Raw genomic sequence first — 17,199 nt, 5'->3', positions numbered from 1 at the left:
GGCGGGCGGGGGCCCGCGCCCTCAGCCTAGGAACCCGGCGGTTTGCGCCGAAGGGCTTGCGGAGGGGGTCAGGACCCGAGATAGCGCCCGGGCCGGTGGTTGAACGCCAGAACCAGGTTGAGCACCACCACTCCCGCCGCCGAGATCAGCACGTTCAGCGGAGGCACCACCAGCAGCGCGGCCGCGACCACGCACGCGTCGAGCGCCATCATCACGTAGCCCGCCCGCCAGCCGAGCCGCTCCTGCGCGATCAGGGCGACGATGCTGAATCCGCCCAGGCTCGACCCGTGCCGGAAGAGGATCAGGAGGCCGATCCCCGCGAGCACGTCGCCCGTGAGGACGCCGTAGACGGGCTCGATCCGCAGCTCGCCGAACGCCAGCGGGTGCAGCCCCGCCAGGACCGAGACCAGCACGATCGAGAACATGGTCCGCAGCGTGAACCGCCAGCCCTTCTTCCACAGCGAGAGGGCGAGGAACGGCACGTTGACCGTGACGAGGATCACGCCGAACGGGATGTCGAGCGGGTACCCCAGCAGCAGCGCGAGACCCGCGGTGCCGCCCGTGACCGCCTGGCTCGCGCGCAGCAGGTAGAGGCCGAGCGACACGACGAACGCACCGGTGACGAGACCGAAGACGTCCTCGAGGCGGGAGTGCGGCACGGGGGCGGAGGCGTCGGGCACCCGACGATGCTGCCACACGCCGCGCCCCGGTCCGGACGTCCTCGTAGGATGTGCCGGTGCTGCCGAAGATCCTCCTGTTCTACCGCTTCGTGCCGCTGGCCGACCCCGAGTCCGTGCGGCTCTGGCAGCGCGAGCTGTGCGAGTCGCTGGGCCTGCGCGGGCGCCTGCTGATCTCGGAGCACGGGGTGAACGGCACGCTGGGCGGCGGAATGGACGCCCTGAAGCGCTACGTCCGCCGCACCCGCGAGTACTCGGCCTTCCGCGGGCTCGAGGTGAAGTGGAGCGACGGCTCCGGCCTCGACGACGCTGGCCGCAGCCTCGACTTCCCCGGTCTCTCGGTGAAGGTGCGCGACGAGATCGTCTCGTTCGGCGCGCCCGACGAGCTGCGGGTGGACGCCGACGGGGTCGTCGGGACGGCTCCGCGGCTCGACCCGGACCAGCTGGACGCCCTGGTCGCCGAGCGCGACGACGTGGTGCTCTTCGACGGCCGCAACGCCTTCGAAGCCGAGATCGGCAGGTTCGAGGGGGCGATCGTGCCGGGGGTCTCCAGCACCCGCGAGTTCGTCGAGCAGCTCGACGCCGGCGTCTACGACCACCTCAAGGGCCGGCCCGTGGTCACGTACTGCACCGGCGGCATCCGCTGCGAGGTGCTGTCGAGCCTGATGACGACGCGCGGCTTCGGCGAGGTGTACCAGCTCGACGGAGGCGTCGTCCGCTACGCCGAGGCGCGGCGCGACCGCGGTCTGTGGAAGGGGGCCCTGTACGTCTTCGACGGCCGCGGCTCCGTCTCCTTCTCCCCCGACGCCGAGGTGCTGGGCCGCTGCACCTCGTGCGCCGCGCCGACCAGCCGGATGCGCAACTGCACCGACCCCTCCTGCCGCGCCCAGCTCGTCGTGTGCGCGGACTGCGATGCGGCGGCCTGCGCCGCGCACGCGGGCCCTACGCTCGTGCCATGAGCATCGAAGCGCGCGGACGCACCCTCGTCGACCTCCACACCGCCCCCGAGCTGCTGCAGGTGGTGAACGTCTGGGACGTGATCAGCGCGACCACGATCGCCGCGCTCCCGGAGACCCGGGCGCTCGCGACCGCCAGCCACTCCATCGCGGCGGCGTTCGGCTACGAGGACGGCGAGCGGATCCCGCTGGAGCTGCACCTGGGCATGATCGAGCGCATCGTCGCCGCCGTCGAGGTCCCGGTCTCGGCCGACCTCGAGGCGGGGTACGGCGACGCGGGCGAGACGGTCCGGCGCGCGATCGGGATCGGCGTCGTGGGCGCGAACCTCGAGGACCAGGCGAAGCCGCTCCCGGAGGCGCTGCGGGCGGTCGAGAAGGCCGTCGCCGCGGCCGAGGAGGAGGCGGTGCCCTTCGCGCTCAACGCCCGCACGGACGTGTTCCTCCGCGCCGGCGACCGCGACCGCGGCGAGGTCCTGGCCGACGCCGTCGAGCGCGGCCGCGCCTACCTCGACGCCGGCGCCACCTGCTTCTTCGTCCCCGGGCTGCTCCAGGACGCCGAGCTGGAGTCCCTGGTCGCCACCCTCGGGCGGCAGCGCGTCAGCGTCATCGGCGTCCCCGGATCCCAGTCCCCCGCCCGCTTCGAGGAGCTCGGGCTGGCCCGCGTCTCCTACGGTCCGTGGACGCAGCGCGTCGCCCTGACAGCGCTCCAGGACGCGGCCGCCGCCCTCTACTCCGGCGGATCGCTCCCCGAGGGCACCCGACCCCTGAACTGACCGCCCGGCCGCGGGCCCGCGGGCGTAGCGTGGGCCCATGTACCGAGCCATCGTCGTCGAGCGGCACTCCGACTCCGACACCGACACCCCCAACCGAGCCCGCCTCCTCGAGCGCGACGACCCCGACCGCTCGCACGGCGACGTGTCGATCGCCGTCGAGTACTCGAGCGTCAACTACAAGGACGCCCTCGCGCTGGCGGGGCGTCCCGGGATCGTGCGCCGCACCCCGCTCGTCGCCGGCATCGACCTGGTCGGCACCGTGGAGTACGCGGACGGCGAGGCGGGCGAGCGCTTCGACTCCGGCGACCGGGTGGTGCTCAACGGCGCCGGCCTCGGCGAGCGCCACGACGGCGGGCTCGCCGAGCGGGCGCGTGTCGACTCCGCGTCGCTGCTCCGGCTGCCCGGCGCCATCTCGGCGGCACGGGCCGGAGCGATCGGCACCGCGGGCTTCACGGCGATGCTGGCCGTGCTGGCGCTCGAGCGGCACGGCGTGCGACCGGGCAGCGGTCCCGTCCTGGTGACGGGGGCCTCGGGAGGCGTGGGGTCGCTCGCCGTCGCGCTCCTGGCGCGCCTCGGCCACGAGGTCGTCGCCTCGACCGGCCGGCTCGGCGAGCACGGCGCTCTGCTCCAGCGCTTGGGCGCCTCCGACGTCATCGACCGCGCCGAGCTGCAGGAGGGCGGGAAGCCGCTGCAGTCCGAGCGCTGGGCGGGAGCGGTGGACTCCGCCGGCTCGCACACGCTCGCGAACGCCCTCGCGCAGACGCGGTGGGGCGGGTCCGTGGCGGCATGCGGTCTCGCGCAGGGGCCGGACCTGCCGGTGAGCGTGATGCCGTTCATCCTGCGCGGAGTGACGCTGGCCGGCATCAACTCGGTGGAGGCGCCGCGCAAGCTCCGCGAGGAGGCCTGGCGCCGCCTGGCTCACGACCTCGACCTGGAGCTGCTCGACGAGCTGACGACGACGGTGCCGCTCGGCGGGGCGGTCGACGCGGCCGAGGACGTGCTCGCCGGCCGCTCGCATGGTCGGACGCTGGTGGACGTCCGCGCCTGAGTGCACGGCGTCGCCGGAGGGCGTCCGCCCGCCTCGAGCGTGGAGGAGGGGGCGCCCCGGCCGGCGCTGCGGGGCGGCTGCTCGTGCGGCGGTGCGCTACTCCGCAGCCTCGGTGGCGCCGCTCGGCTCGGCCGACGCGTGACCGACGGAGGAGTCGGGGCGCGCGGCGCGGGGCTTCGCCGGCGTGCGGGGCTTCGGCGCGGGCTTCGCGGCCGGAGCCGGCTTCGCGGGGGAGGGCTCGGCGGACTCGGATCCGGCGGGCTTCGGCTCGGCGGGCTTCGATCCCGCGGACTTCGGCTCGGCGGGCTTCGGCTCCGCGGGCTTCGGCTCGGCGGGCCTCGGCTCCGCGGGCTTCGATCCCGCGGACTTCGGCTCGGCGGGCTTCGGCTCCGCGGGCTTCGGCTCGGCGGGCCTCGGCTCCGCGGGCTTCACCGGGGCTGCGGACTCGATCGGCTCGGAGCCGATGACGTCCACGGGCGCGGATCCCCCGGACCCGGCCGGCGTGCTCGCGGCGGTCCGAGCACTCGTCTTCGGAGCGGCCTTCGGAGTGGCCTTCGGGCTCTTCGGAGCGGCCCCCGCTGCTGACTCCGTCGGAGCCGCGACGTCCTCCGCGGCGCCGTCCGCGTCCGGAGCCGCGGTCGCCGCTGCCGCCGCGCTCCCGCCGCTCGCAGCCTCCCGGCCCTCGACCACCGTCGCCGGACCCGCCGCCTCCGCGGCCACGGCCGCGGCCTCCGCCGCCTTCGCCTTCTTCTTCGCGCGCTTCTCCGCGGCGGCCGCCTGGGCCCGCTCCGCCTGCTCGGCGACCTCGGGGACGATCACGAGGTCGTCGGTCTCGATCACGGGGATCGCCGCGGTCGTCGTCCCCAGCTGGAGGGCCGCGATCAGCTCGGGAGCGTGCTTGGTGCTCACGATCAGGCGGGAGTAGTCCTCGTCGACCAGGTCGATCACGACGGCCGAGGCGGTGCGCTTGATCAGCAGGAAGTCCTTGCCGCCGTGGAACTTCCACGTGCCGGCCGCGAGCGTGAGCGGCACCGCGGTGCCCGGCGCGCGGATGCCCCGCACCCAGATCCAGGGGTCCTCGGTGACCGTCGCCGAGCGGATGCTCGACCGGTCGACGACGACGTCGCTGCGGTGGAACGCGAGCAGTCGCTCGGCCGCGGTGAGGCGGAGTTCGAGGCGGTCGGGGAGCACGGTCACGACGGGCATGCCTCTAGTCTGCCCCGCCGCCCGCCGCCGGGTCAGCGCCGGATCGCACAACGATGCCCCGCCGCCCGCGTGGGTGGCAGCATGGTCGGATGCCGATGGATCCGGACGAGGCGCGCCTCCTCGACGCGCTGCTGGCCGAGCGGCAGGCCGAGACGCGCGACGAGGCGGCCCGGCTCGAGGCCTCGCTGGCCGAGCTCCTGCGCGACCGTGCCGACGGCACCGCCGATGACGAGCACGACCCGGAGGGCACGCCGCTCTCGGCCGAGTGGTCGCGGATGGCCGGAGTCCGCGACGCTCTCGCCCGCACGGCGCGCGAGCTCGACGCCGCTCGCGCCCGCCTCGGCACCGGCGGCTACGGGGACTGCGCCTCGTGCGGCCGCCCGATCGGGGCCGCCCGCCTCGCCGCCCGGCCCACGGCCGAGCTCTGCATCGACTGCGCCCGTCTGGCGGAGTCGCGCATCCGCTGACGCCCCGCGAGGCGAGCCTGCGGCGCGCCCTCCGCCTGAAGGCCCCCACAGATCCCGGCGTGCGGAAACCCGGTTTCTCCTGCGAGCATTCACATCCGGTCGCGTCCCTCGAACAGGTCTGACGGACCACCCCCTCCCCCCCCCTGCTCGAAAGGCACTCCTGCGATGACCGAGACGTCGACCGCCCGATCGACCGGCGCCCCTCCCGCCCCCGACAAGCGCGCCTGGCGCTCGCTGATCGTCCTGCTCGCGGGCATGTTCATCGCCCTGCTCGACACGACGATCGTGAACGTGGCGCTGCCCACCATCCGCACCACGCTCGACGCCTCCGAGTCGACGCTCTCCTGGATCATCTCCGGCTACGCCCTCGCGTTCGGCCTCGCCCTCATCCCCGCCGGCCGCCTCGGCGACCGCTTCGGGCACAAGTGGGTCTTCGTCAGCGGCATCGCCCTCTTCACCGTCGCCAGCTTCGCGTGCGGACTGGCCGCGGACGACACCCAGCTCGTCATCGCCCGCATCGTGCAGGGCCTGGCGGGCGGCGTCTTCGTCCCGGCGGTCAACGCCTACATCCAGCTCCTCTTCCGCGGCCCCTCGCGCGGCAAGGCCTTCGCGGTGATGGGCGCGGTCCTCGGCGTCTCGTCGGCGCTCGGCCCGATCATCGGCGGCCTGATCATCCAGGCCTTCGGCGACGAGAACGGCTGGCGCCTGGTCTTCTGGGTGAACCTGCCCATCGGCGTCGCGACCCTGATCGCCGCCGCGGTCCTCCTCCCCGCCCGCCGCGACCTCGAGGCCGGCGACCGCGCCCCGAGCGGAGGCGTCGACTGGCTCGGCCTCGTCCTCGTCTCCGGCGGCCTGGTCGCCCTGCTCGTCCCGCTCATCCAGGGCGAGGACGAGGGCTGGCCGCTGTGGACCTTCCTCTCGATCGCCGGCGGAGTCCTGCTCCTCGCCGCGTTCGGCGCCTGGGAGGTCCTCCACGTCCGCCGCGGACGCGCTCCCCTGGTGCCGCCGTCGCTGTTCCGCCACCCGGCCTTCACCGGAGGCGTGATCCTCGCGCTGGTCTACTTCGCGGCCTTCACGAGCATCTTCTTCACCATCTCGCTGCTCTGGCAGTCGGGCCTCGGCCACACCGCGCTCGAGTCGGGCCTGGTGTCGATCCCCTTCGCGATCGGCAGCATCATCAGCTCCTCGCAGAGCAACCGGATGACCGCGCGCCTGGGGCGCAACGTCCTGGTGATGGGCAGCGGACTGCTCGCCATCGGGCTCGGCTGGGTCTGGCTGGTGCTGCTGACCGCGACCCCGGACTCGATCAGCAACTGGCAGCTCCTGCCGCCGCTGCTGATCGCGGGCCTCGGCAACGGCTTCTTCATCGCCCCGAACGTGCAGTTCATCGTCTCGACCGTCGACCCGCAGGACGCTGGCGCGGCGAGCGGCGTGATCTCGGCGATCCAGCGCATCGGCTCGGCCGTGGGCATCGCGGTCATCGGCAGCGTGCTGTTCGGGAGCCTCGTCATCACGGGTCCGGACACGGTCGCCTCGGGCTTCCTCGACGCCGCGGCTCCCGCGATGCTCCTCAGCACCCTGATGGCGGTCGCCGCCTTCGCGCTGGTGTTCGTGCTGCCGAAGTCGGTCTCGCGCCGGGGCTGAGGGCCCCTGCCCGGTCGCCGCACGCCGGCGGCCGGGCGCGCGGGACGTCCGCCGCTCCGGTGCGGCGGGCGCCTCCCGCCTGATCCGCGGGTGGCCCCGGAGCCTACGCCCGAGCGGCCGCTGCGGCCTTCGCCGCCGCCGGCAGCGCGTCCACGATGCGCCCGATCGCCGCGTCGTCGTGCGCGGCCGAGACGAACCAGGCCTCGTACACCGACGGCGGCAGCGAGACGCCCGCATCGAGCATCGCGTGGAAGAACGCCGGGTAGCGGAACGACTCCTGCGCCTGGACTTCGGCGTAGTCGCGCACCGGCCGGCCCAGGTCCGTGAACATGAAGCTGAAGAGGCTCCCGGCCGTCTGCACCGTGTGCGCGACGCCCTCGGCCGTCAGCGCCGCCGACACCTCGCGCTGGAGCGTCAGCGCCGTGGCGTCCAGCGAGGCGTAGACCGCGTCGTCGGCCAGCTGCAGCGTCCGGATGCCCGCGGCCACCGCGACCGGGTTCCCGGAGAGGGTGCCCGCCTGGTACACCGGCCCCAGCGGTGCCAGGTGGTCCATGACGTCCGCACGGCCGCCGAGAGCCGCGACCGGCATCCCTCCGCCGATGACCTTGCCGAAGGTGTAGAGGTCGGCCCGGTACGGAGCCTCGGCGCCGCGGTTCTCGAGCCCCCACCAGCCGCCGGCGCTCACCCGGAAGCCGGTCAGCACCTCGTCCATGATCAGCAGCGATCCGTTCGCGTGCACGAGCTCGGCGAGGGCCGCGTTGAAGCCCGGGTCCGGAGCGACGACGCCCATGTTGGCGGCCGCGGCCTCGGTGATGACCGCCGCGATGTCGGCGCCGCGCTCGGCCAGGACCGCGCGCACCGCCTCGAGGTCGTTGTACGGCAGCACGATCGTCTGGGCCGCGGTCGCGGCCGTGACGCCGGCGGAGGCGGGCAGCGAGAGGGTCGCGAGACCGGAGCCGGCATCGGCGAGCAGCCCGTCGGAGTGGCCGTGGTAGTGGCCGGAGAACTTGATCAGCAGGTCGCGGCCGGTGACGCCGCGGGCGAGGCGGATCGCCGTCATCGTCGCCTCGGTGCCGGTGGAGACCAGGCGGAGCTTCTCGATCGGCGAGACTCCCCCGGCCGTGATCCGCGCCTCGACCTGCTCGGCGAGATCCGTCTCGGCGGGAGTGGACGCGCCGAACGAGAGACCGCGGGCGGCCGCCTCCTGCACTGCCGCGACGACCTCGGGGTGCGCGTGCCCGAGGACCGCGGGGCCCCAGGAGCAGACGAGGTCGACGTACTCGCGCCCGTCCGCGTCCGTGATGTACGGGCCGGCGGCCGAGACCATGAAGCGCGGGGTCCCGCCGACCGAGCGGAACGCTCTGACGGGCGAGTTGACGCCTCCGGGGATCGCGTGCCGGGCACGCTCGTACAGGGTGTCGTTCGCCGAGGTGGTCACCCCTCCAGGGTACGCGCGCCGCCCGGCGCCCTCGCGCCGGAGGAGCGCTTTCGGACGAGATGCCGAGGCTCGCTCCCGGGAGTAGGAGCGGCTACTTCAGCAGGTCGCGAGCGATCTCGACGGCCCAGTACGTGAGAACCGCGTCGGCCCCCGCGCGGAGGATCCCCGTGACCGACTCCAGGATCGCCGGCTCGCGCGAGATCCAGCCGTTCGCGGCGGCGGCCTCGATCATCGCGTACTCCCCCGACACCTGGTACGCCCAGACCGGCACGTCCGAGACGGAGGCGACGTCCGAGAGCACGTCGAGGTAGCTCATGGCCGGCTTCACCATCACCACGTCGGCGCCCTCGGCGAGGTCGAGGGTCGCCTCGCGCAGGCCCTCGCGGCGGTTCGCCGGGTCCTGCTGGTAGGTGCGGCGATCGCCCTCCAGCGTGGACTGCACGGCCTCGCGGAACGGACCGTAGAAGCTGGAGGCGTACTTCGCCGAGTACGCGAGGATCGCGGTGTCCAGGTGCCCGGCGCCGTCGAGAGCGGCGCGGATCGCTCCGACCTGGCCATCCATCATCCCCGAGAGCCCGAGCAGGTGGGAGCCGGCCTCGGCCTGGGCGAGCGCCATCTCCTCGTAGCGGAGGAGCGTGGCGTCGTTGTCGACGCGCCCGCGGTCGTCGAGGACACCGCAGTGGCCGTGGTCGGTGAACTCGTCCAGGCACAGGTCGGTCTGCACGACCAGCGCGTCGCCGACCTCCTCCACGACGACCCGCGTCGCGGCGTTGAGCACGCCGTCGGGGTCGGTCGCACCGGAGCCGACCGCGTCGCGCGTGGTGGGCACGCCGAACAGCATCACGCCGCCGATCCCCGCCTCGGCCGCCTCCGTCACCGCTCCGCGGACGCTGTCCAGCGAGTGGTGCATCACCCCCGGCATCGACCCGATCGGCCGGGCCTCGTTGATCCCCTCGGCCACGAAGAGGGGCAGGATCAGCTGCGCCGGGTGGATGCGCGTCTCCTGGACGAGACGGCGGAGTGCGGGGGTCGTGCGGAGGCGGCGCGGGCGGATGGCAGTCATGTCCTCCAGCGTAATCCCGCCCCGCCGAGCACCTCCCGGGAGCGCGGACGCCCCACCCGGTGGAGGTGCTCCGGACGCACCACATCTGCCGAGAGGCGGGTCGCTGCGCTGCGGGGCGAGGCCCGCCCCTCCCGGCCGACGTCGCGCCGAAGAGGCGGCTCAGCGGGGAGCGCGCTCCGTGGCGACGGCGGCGACCGCGTCGATGAGGGAGGAGGCCGAGCGCTCATCGGCGACGACGTCGACGCGCAGGCCGAAGTCGCGGGCGTCCTTCGCGGTCTGCGGGCCGATCGCGGCGACGAGGATCGACTCGGGCACCGGGCCGAGCTGCTTCTGGACCTGCTCCGCGACGCTGCCCGAGGTGACGAGGATCGCGTGCACGGCTCCGCCGGCGACATCCGCCACGACGCGCTCCTCCACCGGGACGCCGACCGTGCGGTAGGCGACCACGGAGCGCACGTCGTGCCCGATGCGGGTGAGGCCCTCGGTGAGCAGCGGCTTGGCGATCTCGGACCGCAGCGTCAGCACGCGCAGGGGGTGCCGACCGCCGGTCGCCTCCTCCCACTCGGCCAGGAGGCCGCGGGCGGAGTTGTCCTCGGAGGGGACGAGGTCGACGGAGTAGCCGGCGGCGACGAGCGCGGCCGCCGTGGTCTCTCCGACCGCCGCCACCTTGGTGCTGGCGGGCACGGTGGTGCGCAGGAGGGACAGGACGTCGACCGTGGTGGCGCTCGTGACGGTCATCCAGTCGAAGGCGCCGGCCTCGAGGTCGGCGAGGGCCTGCTCGAGCGCCGGGAAGTCGTCGGTCGGCGCGAAGTTGATCATCGGAGCGACGACGGGCGAGGCTCCCTTGGCACGGAGAGCGGCGGCGACACCGTCTCCCCACGGGCCTCCGCGGGGGACGAGGATGCGCCACCCCTGCAACGGCTTCTCCCACTGGGAGTAGGCGGCGGGGACGATCACGAAGGGGCTCCCAGGGGTGCGAGTTCGGCGGCACCCGCACCGAGAAGCGCGTCAGCGAGCAGAGAGCCGCAACGGAACGCGGCTTCGACGACGGGCAGTTCGCGACCACCATACTGCGGATCCGCCCGGTGTCGACCACCGCCGACCGAACCGTTATCGACCGGCTCCGCGACCTCTCGTGCGAGGGACGCCGTGCCGTCGACGGCGAAGACCACGCCGTGCAGGACCACGCGGTCCTCCTCGACGACCGCGGAGGCTCCGATCGGAGCGGCGCACCCGGCCTCGAGGGAGGCGAGGAGCGACCGCTCGGCCGTGATCGCCGCGCGGGTCGGCACGTGCTCGACCGCCGCGAGAGCGGCACGCAGCTCCTCCGACGGCTCCTCGTCGCGCACCTCGATGGCCAGCGCTCCCTGACCGGGGGCGTGCGGGGAGACGTCGAAGCCGAGCACCTCGGTGATCGCGTCGACCCGGCCGAGGCGGCGCAGGCCGGACAGGGCGAGCACGATCGCGTCCAGCGGCGAGTCGCTGCCGGGCAGCACCCTCCGGAGCCTGGTGTCGATGTTGCCGCGGATGTCCACGATCTCGAGGTCCGGACGGGCGGCCAGCAGCGCCGCGCGCCGACGGGGCGAGCCCGTGCCCACGCGGGCTCCGACCGGCAGGGTCGCCAGGGTGAGCCCGTCGCGGGCGCAGAGCGCGTCGCGCGGGTCCTCCCGCTCGGGGACCGCTCCGAGCAGCAGGCCCTCCACCGGAGCGGTGGGCAGGTCCTTCAGCGAGTGCACGATCGCATCGCAGCGCCCGGCGAGCAGCGCGTCGCGCAGGGCGCTGACGAACACGCCGGTGCCGCCGAGGGAGGCGAGCGAGCCGCGCATGCGGTCGCCGTCCGACTCGATGCGCACCAGCTCCACGGGGACCCCCGCGGCGGCCGACATCAGATCGGCCGTCATCCGGGTCTGCGCCACCGCGAGCGCGCTCGCGCGGGTGCCGACTCTGATGCTCACGACAGACGACTCCTCATCACGGTGCGACTCCCGCCAGGGCGGGCTTGAACCCCGCTCGCACGTTCTCGCAGCAGCCGGGGCGGCAGACGTCGTACCAGGGGCCGAGCGCCGTCATCGAGGGCCGGTCCTCGGTCGGCACGCCGTTGACGCGCTCGAGGACCAGGTCGATCAGGCCGGAGACGTAGACCGGGTCCGTGCCGGGGGTCGCGACGCGGAGCGCGACGAGTCCGTGCTCCTCCGAGGTCTCGAGGGCCTCGTTGTCGAGGTCCCACATGACCTCCATGTGGTCGGACACGAAGCCGAGCGGGACGATCAGCAGCGCGCGGCGGCCGCGGGCCGGCAGCTCCGCGATGGCGTCGTTGATGTCCGGCTCGAGCCAGGGCTGGGTGGGCGGGCCGGAGCGCGACTGGTAGACCAGCTGCCAGGGCACGTCCTCGTCCGTGGCGGCGGCCATGACGACCTCGGCGACGGCGAGGTGCTGCGCCTCGTAGGCGCCGCCCGGTCCGAACTCGTGCACGTCGACGACGGTGCCGTCGTCGTGGCGCTCGTGGGGTCCGCTGCGCTCGGCGTCGGCCATGGGGATCGAGTGCGTCGAGAACAGCACCTCCACCTCGGACGTGACATCGAGGTCGGGCATCCGCTCGCGCAGCTCGTCGAGCCCGTTGTGGACGGCCTTGATGAACGGCATCACGAAGCCGGGGTGGTCGAAGAACTGGCGCACCTTGTCGATCCGCAGCTCGCCCTCGAGGCCGGTCGCGTCGAGCGCCGCCGCGTAGTCCTCGCGGTACTGCCTGCAGGACGAGAAGGAGGAGTACGCGCTGGTGGCGATGGCGAGCAGGTTGGTGAACCCGCGCTCCTTCGCCTCGGCGACGGCCTCGCTCATGTAGGGCGCCCAGTTGCGGTTGCCCCAGAGCACGGGGAGGTCGATGCCGCGGTTCGCGAGCTCGGCCTCGAGCGCCTTCTTCAACGCGCGGTTCTGCGCGTTGATCGGGCTGACGCCGCCGAAGTGGCGGTAGTGGTGGGCGACCTCCTCGAGGCGCTCCTCCGGGATGCCGCGGCCGCGGGTGACGTTGCGGAGGAACGGGATGACGTCGTCCTGACCCTCGGGCCCGCCGAAGCCGGCGAGGAGGATCGCGTCGTAGGCCACGGGGACCTCGACGTGCTCGGGGCCGGACGCCGCCGCGGGGGTGGCCCCGCGGACGAGGATCGGCTCGCTGGTCGTGTCGCTCATCGGAGCACCTCGGCGATCTGGTCGGCGTCGATGCGCCGGCCTGTGTAGAAGGGGACTTCCTCGCGCACGTGGCGGCGGGCCTCGGTGGCGCGCAGGTCGCGCATGAGGTCGACGAGGTTGACGAGCTCCTCGTCCTCGAGGGCGAGGATCCACTCGTAGTCGCCGAGCGAGAACGAGGCGACCGTGTTGGTCAGGACGGAGCGGAACCGCGAGCCCTGGCGCCCGTGCTGGGCGAGCATCGCCCGGCGCTCCTCCTCGGGGAGGATGTACCACTCGTAGGAGCGGACGAAGGGGTAGACCGTGAGCCAGCGGGCCGGCGCCTTCCCGCGCATGTAGGCGGGGAGGTGGTTCGAGCTGAACTCGGCGTCGCGGTGCACGCCCATCGCGTTCCACGTCGGCAGGAGGCCGACCAGCAGCTCCGTGCGCCGCAGCTCGCGGTAGGCCCGCTGCAGCTCCTCGGGCGCCGGGCCCGTGAGCCACAGCATGATGTCGGCGTCGGCGCGCAGGGCCGAGACGTCGTAGGTGCCGCGGACGGTCACGCCCTCGCTCTCGAGCTGGGCGACGAGGTGCTCGTACTGCTTCACCGCGGGATCCACGGCGTCGCTGGAGAGGGTGAACGGACGTGCGGGATCCCTGCGGAGAACCGCCCAGAGCGTGTATCCCAGGGCCTGATCGGAGTGATCCTGATCGGCGGGGGGCTGCGGCGCCGGAGCGGCGGCGCTCGTGTCGGGGGCGGACTGAACGGGACCCGCCGTGCCGGCGGTCTGATCGGTCATTGATCCATCATCCCTCCGCTCGTGCCGATGCACAAAAGCGGCGGGGGCTCTGGCGCCGGAGGGCCCGGGACGCTAGCGCCCCGGGCCCTCCGGCACTCAGTCCTCGATGATCTGCTTCGCGACGCCCCAGACGACGAGGCCCACGGCGGCGGCGGCGCCGACCGCTCCGGCGATCAGCGCGGAGGGGTTCTGGCGGCGCACCACCTGGAGCTTGCGCTCGATCGTCCGCTGGGCGGTACGCACCTTGCGCGGCACGTTGACCTTGTACTCGATCGCGTCGAGGGTCGCGGCGAGCTCGGAGCGAGCGCGCTCGATGTCGGCCTTCAGCTGGCCGGGCTTCAGCTCCGCCGGGTCGACGAAGCGGGGCGTGGTGCTGCTGACGGATCGCTCAGTTGTCATAGCTGCCCACTCCCTTGAACGCCTGGACGTCCTTCTTGATGCTGTTGATCGAGTCCTGCGGCACCGGCGGCACGGCCTTCTTGATGGTGCGCACGCCGACGAGGGCGAGGATCACGGCCACCAGGAGGAAGAAGACCGTCACGATCAGCGCCGACAGCCAGGCCGGAAGCCAGGAGGCGATGCCGATGATCGCGAAGGCGACCAGCGTCGCCCACGCGGTCAGGAGGAGGAAGGCCGCGACCGCGAACAGGCCGACGGCCAGACCCGCGCTCTTCGCCTTGCCCGCCAGCTCGTTCTTCAGCGAGGCGACCTCGGCCTTGACGAGCTCGATCACGAGGCCGGGCAGGTCGCTGACCAGCTCTCCCAGCGATCGGGCGTTCTTGGGATTGCGTTCGTTCACCACGGGAGCTCCTCGAGGGTGGGACGTGCCGGCCGGCGCGCGCCTGGCACGGCCGGAGGGATGAGCACTAGGCCCTGCTGGTGGAGGTGGACGTCGTCGACCCGCCGGAGCCGGCCGACGCCGCGGCCTCGTCGACTTTCGAGGCCGCCTTGCGGGCGGCGGCCGACGCCTCCGCGTCGCTCGCTCCCTGGGCCTTCCTGCCGCCGGACACGGCCTTGATGACCACCGAGCGCACGACCTCGTACGCCTTGTCCGAGACGCTGCTCAGCTGGGTCTTCGCGGCACCGCCGACGGCGCCCGCGACGTCCTGCACCGGCTGGGTCCGCCAGAAGCGGCCTGCCGCCGAGGCGATCTGCTCGTACCGCTTGCGGCCGGCACGTGCTCCCAGCACGTACCCGGCTGCGGCTCCTGCCACGAAAAGAATCTTGCCCTTCACGCCTACTCCTCGTCCTGGGTCGCTCTCGCGATCGTCCACGCGGTCGGTGACCACTCGTGCCGGGGCACGCCGCACGCTCGCGCGGATGCCTGGGCCTAAGAGTAGCCGTCGGCGTCGCGGGCGTCGCTCGGCAGCCCGACTCCTTGACGCACCAGTCGGCGCCGGATAAGGGCGGCCGTCTCGGCGGCGTGCGGGAGCACCGAGGCGAGGCCCGTGCCCGCGATCCAGGTGCCGGTCACAGCGACTCCCTCGATCGGGAGGAGCGCCTCGCGGAACGCCTCCAGGTGCGCGCGGCGGCCCAGCGCCGCGGCGGGCCGGACGTTGGCCCAGCGCACCCGGGCGGAGTCGACGAGCGACGCCGGATCGAGGGCGAGTCCGAGCAGCGTCGAGGCGTCGAGCAGGGCGATCGCGGCCGCCTCGGCATCGGTGCGCCCCTCGAGCGGCGGGCGCTCGCCCGGGCGCCCGTAGGAGAGGCGCAGCACGTGGCGGCCGGGAGGGAGGGAGGCGGCCAGCCAGTCCCACTTCGCGGTCGCGTGCGTGATCGCCTTGGCCGTGACGTCGGTGGCGGTGGGCGCCACGAGCACGCCGGAGCCGCGGGGGGCTGCGTCCAGGCGGGCGTCGTCGAGGACCAGGGTCACCAGCTCGACGGAGTCGTGGGGCGCCTCGTCGGCGCGCTCCGCGACGGCGGGAGCGAGGCCGGCGAGCAGCGCCCGGGCGTCGCGCTCCGGGGTCGAGACGATCACCGCTCGGGCGCTCAGAGCGCCGTCGGCGAGGGTCAGGACGAAATCCCCGTCGGAGCCCTCGAGCCGCTGCACGGAGGCGCCGGTGCGGATCTCGCCGGAGAGGTAGTCGATCCGCTGGACCAGCGCGGCGACCAGGCGGTGCATCCCGCCTTCGAGCCCGCGGACCGCGACTCCGGCCGGGAGGTTCGCGCGGAGGGCGGCCACGGCCCGGGCGAGGGAGCCCGCGCGGGTGAGCGCGCCGTTCAGTCCGGGTGCGGCCAGGTCGACGTCGATGTCGTCCGGCCGGCTCGAGTAGACGCCGGAGACGACCGGCGCGACCAGGTCCTCGAGCACGCGCTCGCCCATCCGGGTGCGCACCAGCTCGGCGAGGGAGTGCGCGCGGCCGATGCGCAGCACCGGCATCAGGGTGTCGAGCCAGGCGCGCCAGGCGCCGCGGCGGCCGATCGCCCGCACGACGTCGGGGGCGAGCGGCGTGCCGGGGATGCCGAGGATGCCGGCCCGGGGCGACGGCACGGAGCGGCCGCCCGAGAGGTGCAGCCACGAGCCGTGCGTCCGGGGCTCGACGATCGACTCGGCGAGCGGGACGCCGTCGAGGGTCAGCGCGGCGAGCGCCCGCTCGACGTGGCCGCCGCGGGTGGCGAAGCTCTCGGCGCCCGCGTCGAGCGCGGCTCCGGCCAGGGCGAGCGGAGAGACGGAGCCGCCGACCCGCTCCCCCGCCTCGAGCACCACGACGCGCAGGCCGATGCGCAGGCACTCCGCGGCGGCGGCGAGCCCCGCCACTCCGCCGCCGACGACCGCGACGTCGTACGACGCCGCGTCGCGGGGGCGCTCCTCGCTCACGGCCGCCAGGCGTGCACGAACGCGACGAGGCGCGTGAGCACGTCGGGGTCGGTCTCGGGCGGCACGCCGTGGCCGAGGTTGAGCACGTGCGCGGGGGCGCTCAGGCCCCGGCGGAGCACGTCGTCGACGTGGGACTCGAGGACCTCCCACGGCGCGGTCAGCAGCGCCGGGTCGACGTTGCCCTGCACCGGCACGAAGCCGCCGAGGCGGTGGTTGGCCTCGTCGAGCGGGATCCGGTAGTCGACGCCCACCACGTCGGCGCCGATGCCGTGCATCGCTCCGAGCAGCTCGCCGGTGCCGACGCCGAAGTGCACGATCGGGACGTTGCGGCGCGTCTCCCCGTGGTCGAATGCGAGGTCGCGCACGTGGACGAGGGCGCGCGCGGAGGCGGGAGCGACGTGGGTCGTGTAGTCCGAGAGCGAGAGCGCCCCGGCCCAGGAGTCGAAGAGCTGCGCGGCGCTGGCCCCTGCGAGCACCTGCGCGCGGAGGAAGCGGCCGGTGACCTCGGCGGTCCACTCCATCAGCTGAGCCCAGGCGGCGGGGTCGGCGTGCATCATCGTCCGCGCGCGCAGGTGGTCCTTGGACGGGCCGCCCTCCACCAGGTAGGCGGCCAGGGTGAAGGGAGCGCCGGCGAAGCCGATGAGTGGTGTGTCGCCGAGGCCCGCGACGGTGCGGCGCACGCCCTCGCGGATGGGCTCGAGCGTCTCGTCGAGCACGGACGGGTCGATCGAGGCGAGCTCGGCGACGTCGGCGGCCGTGCGCACCGGCTTCTCGAGCACCGGACCGCGCCCGGGGACGATGTCGACGCCGACGCCCGCGAGCCGCAGCGGGATCACGATGTCGCTGAAGAAGATGGCCGCGTCCACTCCGTGGCGCCGCACCGGCTGCAGGGTGATCTCGCTCGCCAGCGCCGGGTCGAGGCAGGCGTCGAGCATCTTCGTGTCGGTGCGCAGGGCCCGGTACTCCGGGAGGCTGCGGCCGGCCTGGCGCATGAACCAGACGGGCGTCCTCTCGCCCCGCTCGGAGCGGTAGGCGCGCAGGAGCAGCGAGTCGGCCGTGCGGCCGGCGGAGAGGGGGTGCAGCGGATCGAGCAGGCCGTCGGTGGGGGAGGTCACCGCGGCATTATTCCAGGCGCATCCGTGCATTC

Annotated in this window: 18 protein-coding genes; 5 read left to right on the top strand and 13 right to left on the bottom strand. The window is 74.0% G+C overall.

The annotated features are described in order from the left end of the window. Positions 1-68: 68 nt before the first annotated feature. Complete coding sequence (locus C5D36_RS04345; RefSeq protein WP_244230588.1) at positions 69-680, bottom strand: YitT family protein; 612 nt, start codon at positions 678-680, stop codon at positions 69-71. A 56-nt stretch (positions 681-736) separates the two neighbouring features. On the opposite strand from C5D36_RS04345, the gene C5D36_RS04340 reads away from it, so the two are divergent. The 3 genes from C5D36_RS04340 to C5D36_RS04330 are packed head-to-tail and all read left to right on the top strand — an operon-like array spanning position 737 to position 3,454. Then, entirely contained in the window at positions 737-1,636 is a 900-nt protein-coding gene (locus C5D36_RS04340) for a rhodanese-related sulfurtransferase (RefSeq protein WP_104295260.1), read from the top strand. Beyond that, positions 1,633-2,406: an isocitrate lyase/phosphoenolpyruvate mutase family protein gene (locus C5D36_RS04335; protein ID WP_104249898.1), complete on the top strand. Its 774-nt coding sequence runs from the start codon at positions 1,633-1,635 to the stop codon at positions 2,404-2,406. The genes C5D36_RS04340 and C5D36_RS04335 overlap by 4 nt, the downstream gene beginning before the upstream one ends. A 37-nt stretch (positions 2,407-2,443) precedes the next feature. Then, entirely contained in the window at positions 2,444-3,454 is a 1,011-nt protein-coding gene (locus C5D36_RS04330) for an MDR family oxidoreductase (protein ID WP_104295259.1), read from the top strand. 96 nt (positions 3,455-3,550) lie between these two features. Here C5D36_RS04330 and C5D36_RS17270 read toward each other — a convergent pair whose 3' ends face one another. Next, positions 3,551-4,660, bottom strand: a complete 1,110-nt coding sequence (locus C5D36_RS17270) for a hypothetical protein (RefSeq protein WP_308471292.1) — start codon at positions 4,658-4,660, stop codon at positions 3,551-3,553. Positions 4,661-4,749: 89 nt separating this feature from the next. Between C5D36_RS17270 and C5D36_RS04320 the strand changes: the two genes are divergently transcribed. Further along, positions 4,750-5,127, top strand: a complete 378-nt coding sequence (locus C5D36_RS04320; protein WP_258060010.1) for a TraR/DksA family transcriptional regulator — start codon at positions 4,750-4,752, stop codon at positions 5,125-5,127. Between the two features lie 165 nt (positions 5,128-5,292). Then, positions 5,293-6,771 (top strand): MFS transporter, encoded by a 1,479-nt coding sequence (locus tag C5D36_RS04315; RefSeq protein WP_104233092.1) that lies wholly within the window; start codon positions 5,293-5,295, stop codon positions 6,769-6,771. Positions 6,772-6,874: 103 nt separating this feature from the next. Here the strand turns inward: C5D36_RS04315 and hemL are convergent, their stop codons facing one another. From hemL to hemE, 11 genes are all read right to left on the bottom strand, one after another. Beyond that, entirely contained in the window at positions 6,875-8,209 is a 1,335-nt protein-coding gene (hemL, locus tag C5D36_RS04310; RefSeq protein WP_104295258.1) for a glutamate-1-semialdehyde 2,1-aminomutase, read from the bottom strand. Positions 8,210-8,300: 91 nt separating this feature from the next. Next, a complete protein-coding gene (gene hemB, locus C5D36_RS04305) occupies positions 8,301-9,272 on the bottom strand; it encodes a porphobilinogen synthase (RefSeq protein WP_104295257.1) in 972 nt (323 codons plus the stop codon). 159 nt (positions 9,273-9,431) lie between these two features. Then, the gene (locus tag C5D36_RS04300) at positions 9,432-10,226 is read right to left on the bottom strand and encodes a uroporphyrinogen-III synthase (protein ID WP_104295301.1); all 795 of its coding nucleotides are present in this window, start codon (positions 10,224-10,226) and stop codon (positions 9,432-9,434) included. Further along, positions 10,226-11,227: a hydroxymethylbilane synthase gene (hemC, locus tag C5D36_RS04295; RefSeq protein WP_104249903.1), complete on the bottom strand. Its 1,002-nt coding sequence runs from the start codon at positions 11,225-11,227 to the stop codon at positions 10,226-10,228. Before hemC ends, C5D36_RS04300 begins: the two co-directional genes overlap by 1 nt. Before the next feature lie 16 nt (positions 11,228-11,243). Then, positions 11,244-12,458: a ferrochelatase gene (locus tag C5D36_RS04290; protein WP_104222877.1), complete on the bottom strand. Its 1,215-nt coding sequence runs from the start codon at positions 12,456-12,458 to the stop codon at positions 11,244-11,246. Further along, complete coding sequence (gene hemQ, locus C5D36_RS04285) at positions 12,455-13,234, bottom strand: hydrogen peroxide-dependent heme synthase (protein WP_104222878.1); 780 nt, start codon at positions 13,232-13,234, stop codon at positions 12,455-12,457. Before hemQ ends, C5D36_RS04290 begins: the two co-directional genes overlap by 4 nt. 96 nt (positions 13,235-13,330) lie before the next feature. Further along, positions 13,331-13,633 carry a DUF3618 domain-containing protein gene (locus C5D36_RS04280; RefSeq protein WP_104222879.1) on the bottom strand — a complete coding sequence of 101 codons (303 nt, stop codon included), beginning with the start codon at positions 13,631-13,633 and terminating at the stop codon, positions 13,331-13,333. Next, on the bottom strand, positions 13,623-14,033 hold the full coding sequence (locus C5D36_RS04275) for a phage holin family protein (RefSeq protein WP_258062864.1): 411 nt from the start codon (positions 14,031-14,033) through the stop codon (positions 13,623-13,625). The genes C5D36_RS04280 and C5D36_RS04275 overlap by 11 nt, the downstream gene beginning before the upstream one ends. A gap of 67 nt (positions 14,034-14,100) precedes the next feature. Beyond that, positions 14,101-14,469, bottom strand: coding sequence for a hypothetical protein (locus C5D36_RS04270; RefSeq protein WP_146085379.1), 369 nt, complete (start codon positions 14,467-14,469; stop codon positions 14,101-14,103). A 95-nt stretch (positions 14,470-14,564) separates the two neighbouring features. Next, positions 14,565-16,052: an NAD(P)/FAD-dependent oxidoreductase gene (locus tag C5D36_RS04265; protein WP_244229490.1), complete on the bottom strand. Its 1,488-nt coding sequence runs from the start codon at positions 16,050-16,052 to the stop codon at positions 14,565-14,567. Further along, positions 16,049-17,197, bottom strand: a complete 1,149-nt coding sequence (gene hemE / locus C5D36_RS04260; protein ID WP_104222882.1) for a uroporphyrinogen decarboxylase — start codon at positions 17,195-17,197, stop codon at positions 16,049-16,051. Before hemE ends, C5D36_RS04265 begins: the two co-directional genes overlap by 4 nt. Positions 17,198-17,199 lie beyond the last annotated feature (2 nt).

The organism is Rathayibacter sp. AY1C6, assembly GCF_002931535.1.
Lineage (GTDB): Bacteria > Actinomycetota > Actinomycetes > Actinomycetales > Microbacteriaceae > Rathayibacter.
Note: the sequence above shows the minus strand (reverse complement) of the source record. Positions and strands in the feature narration are given on the sequence as shown.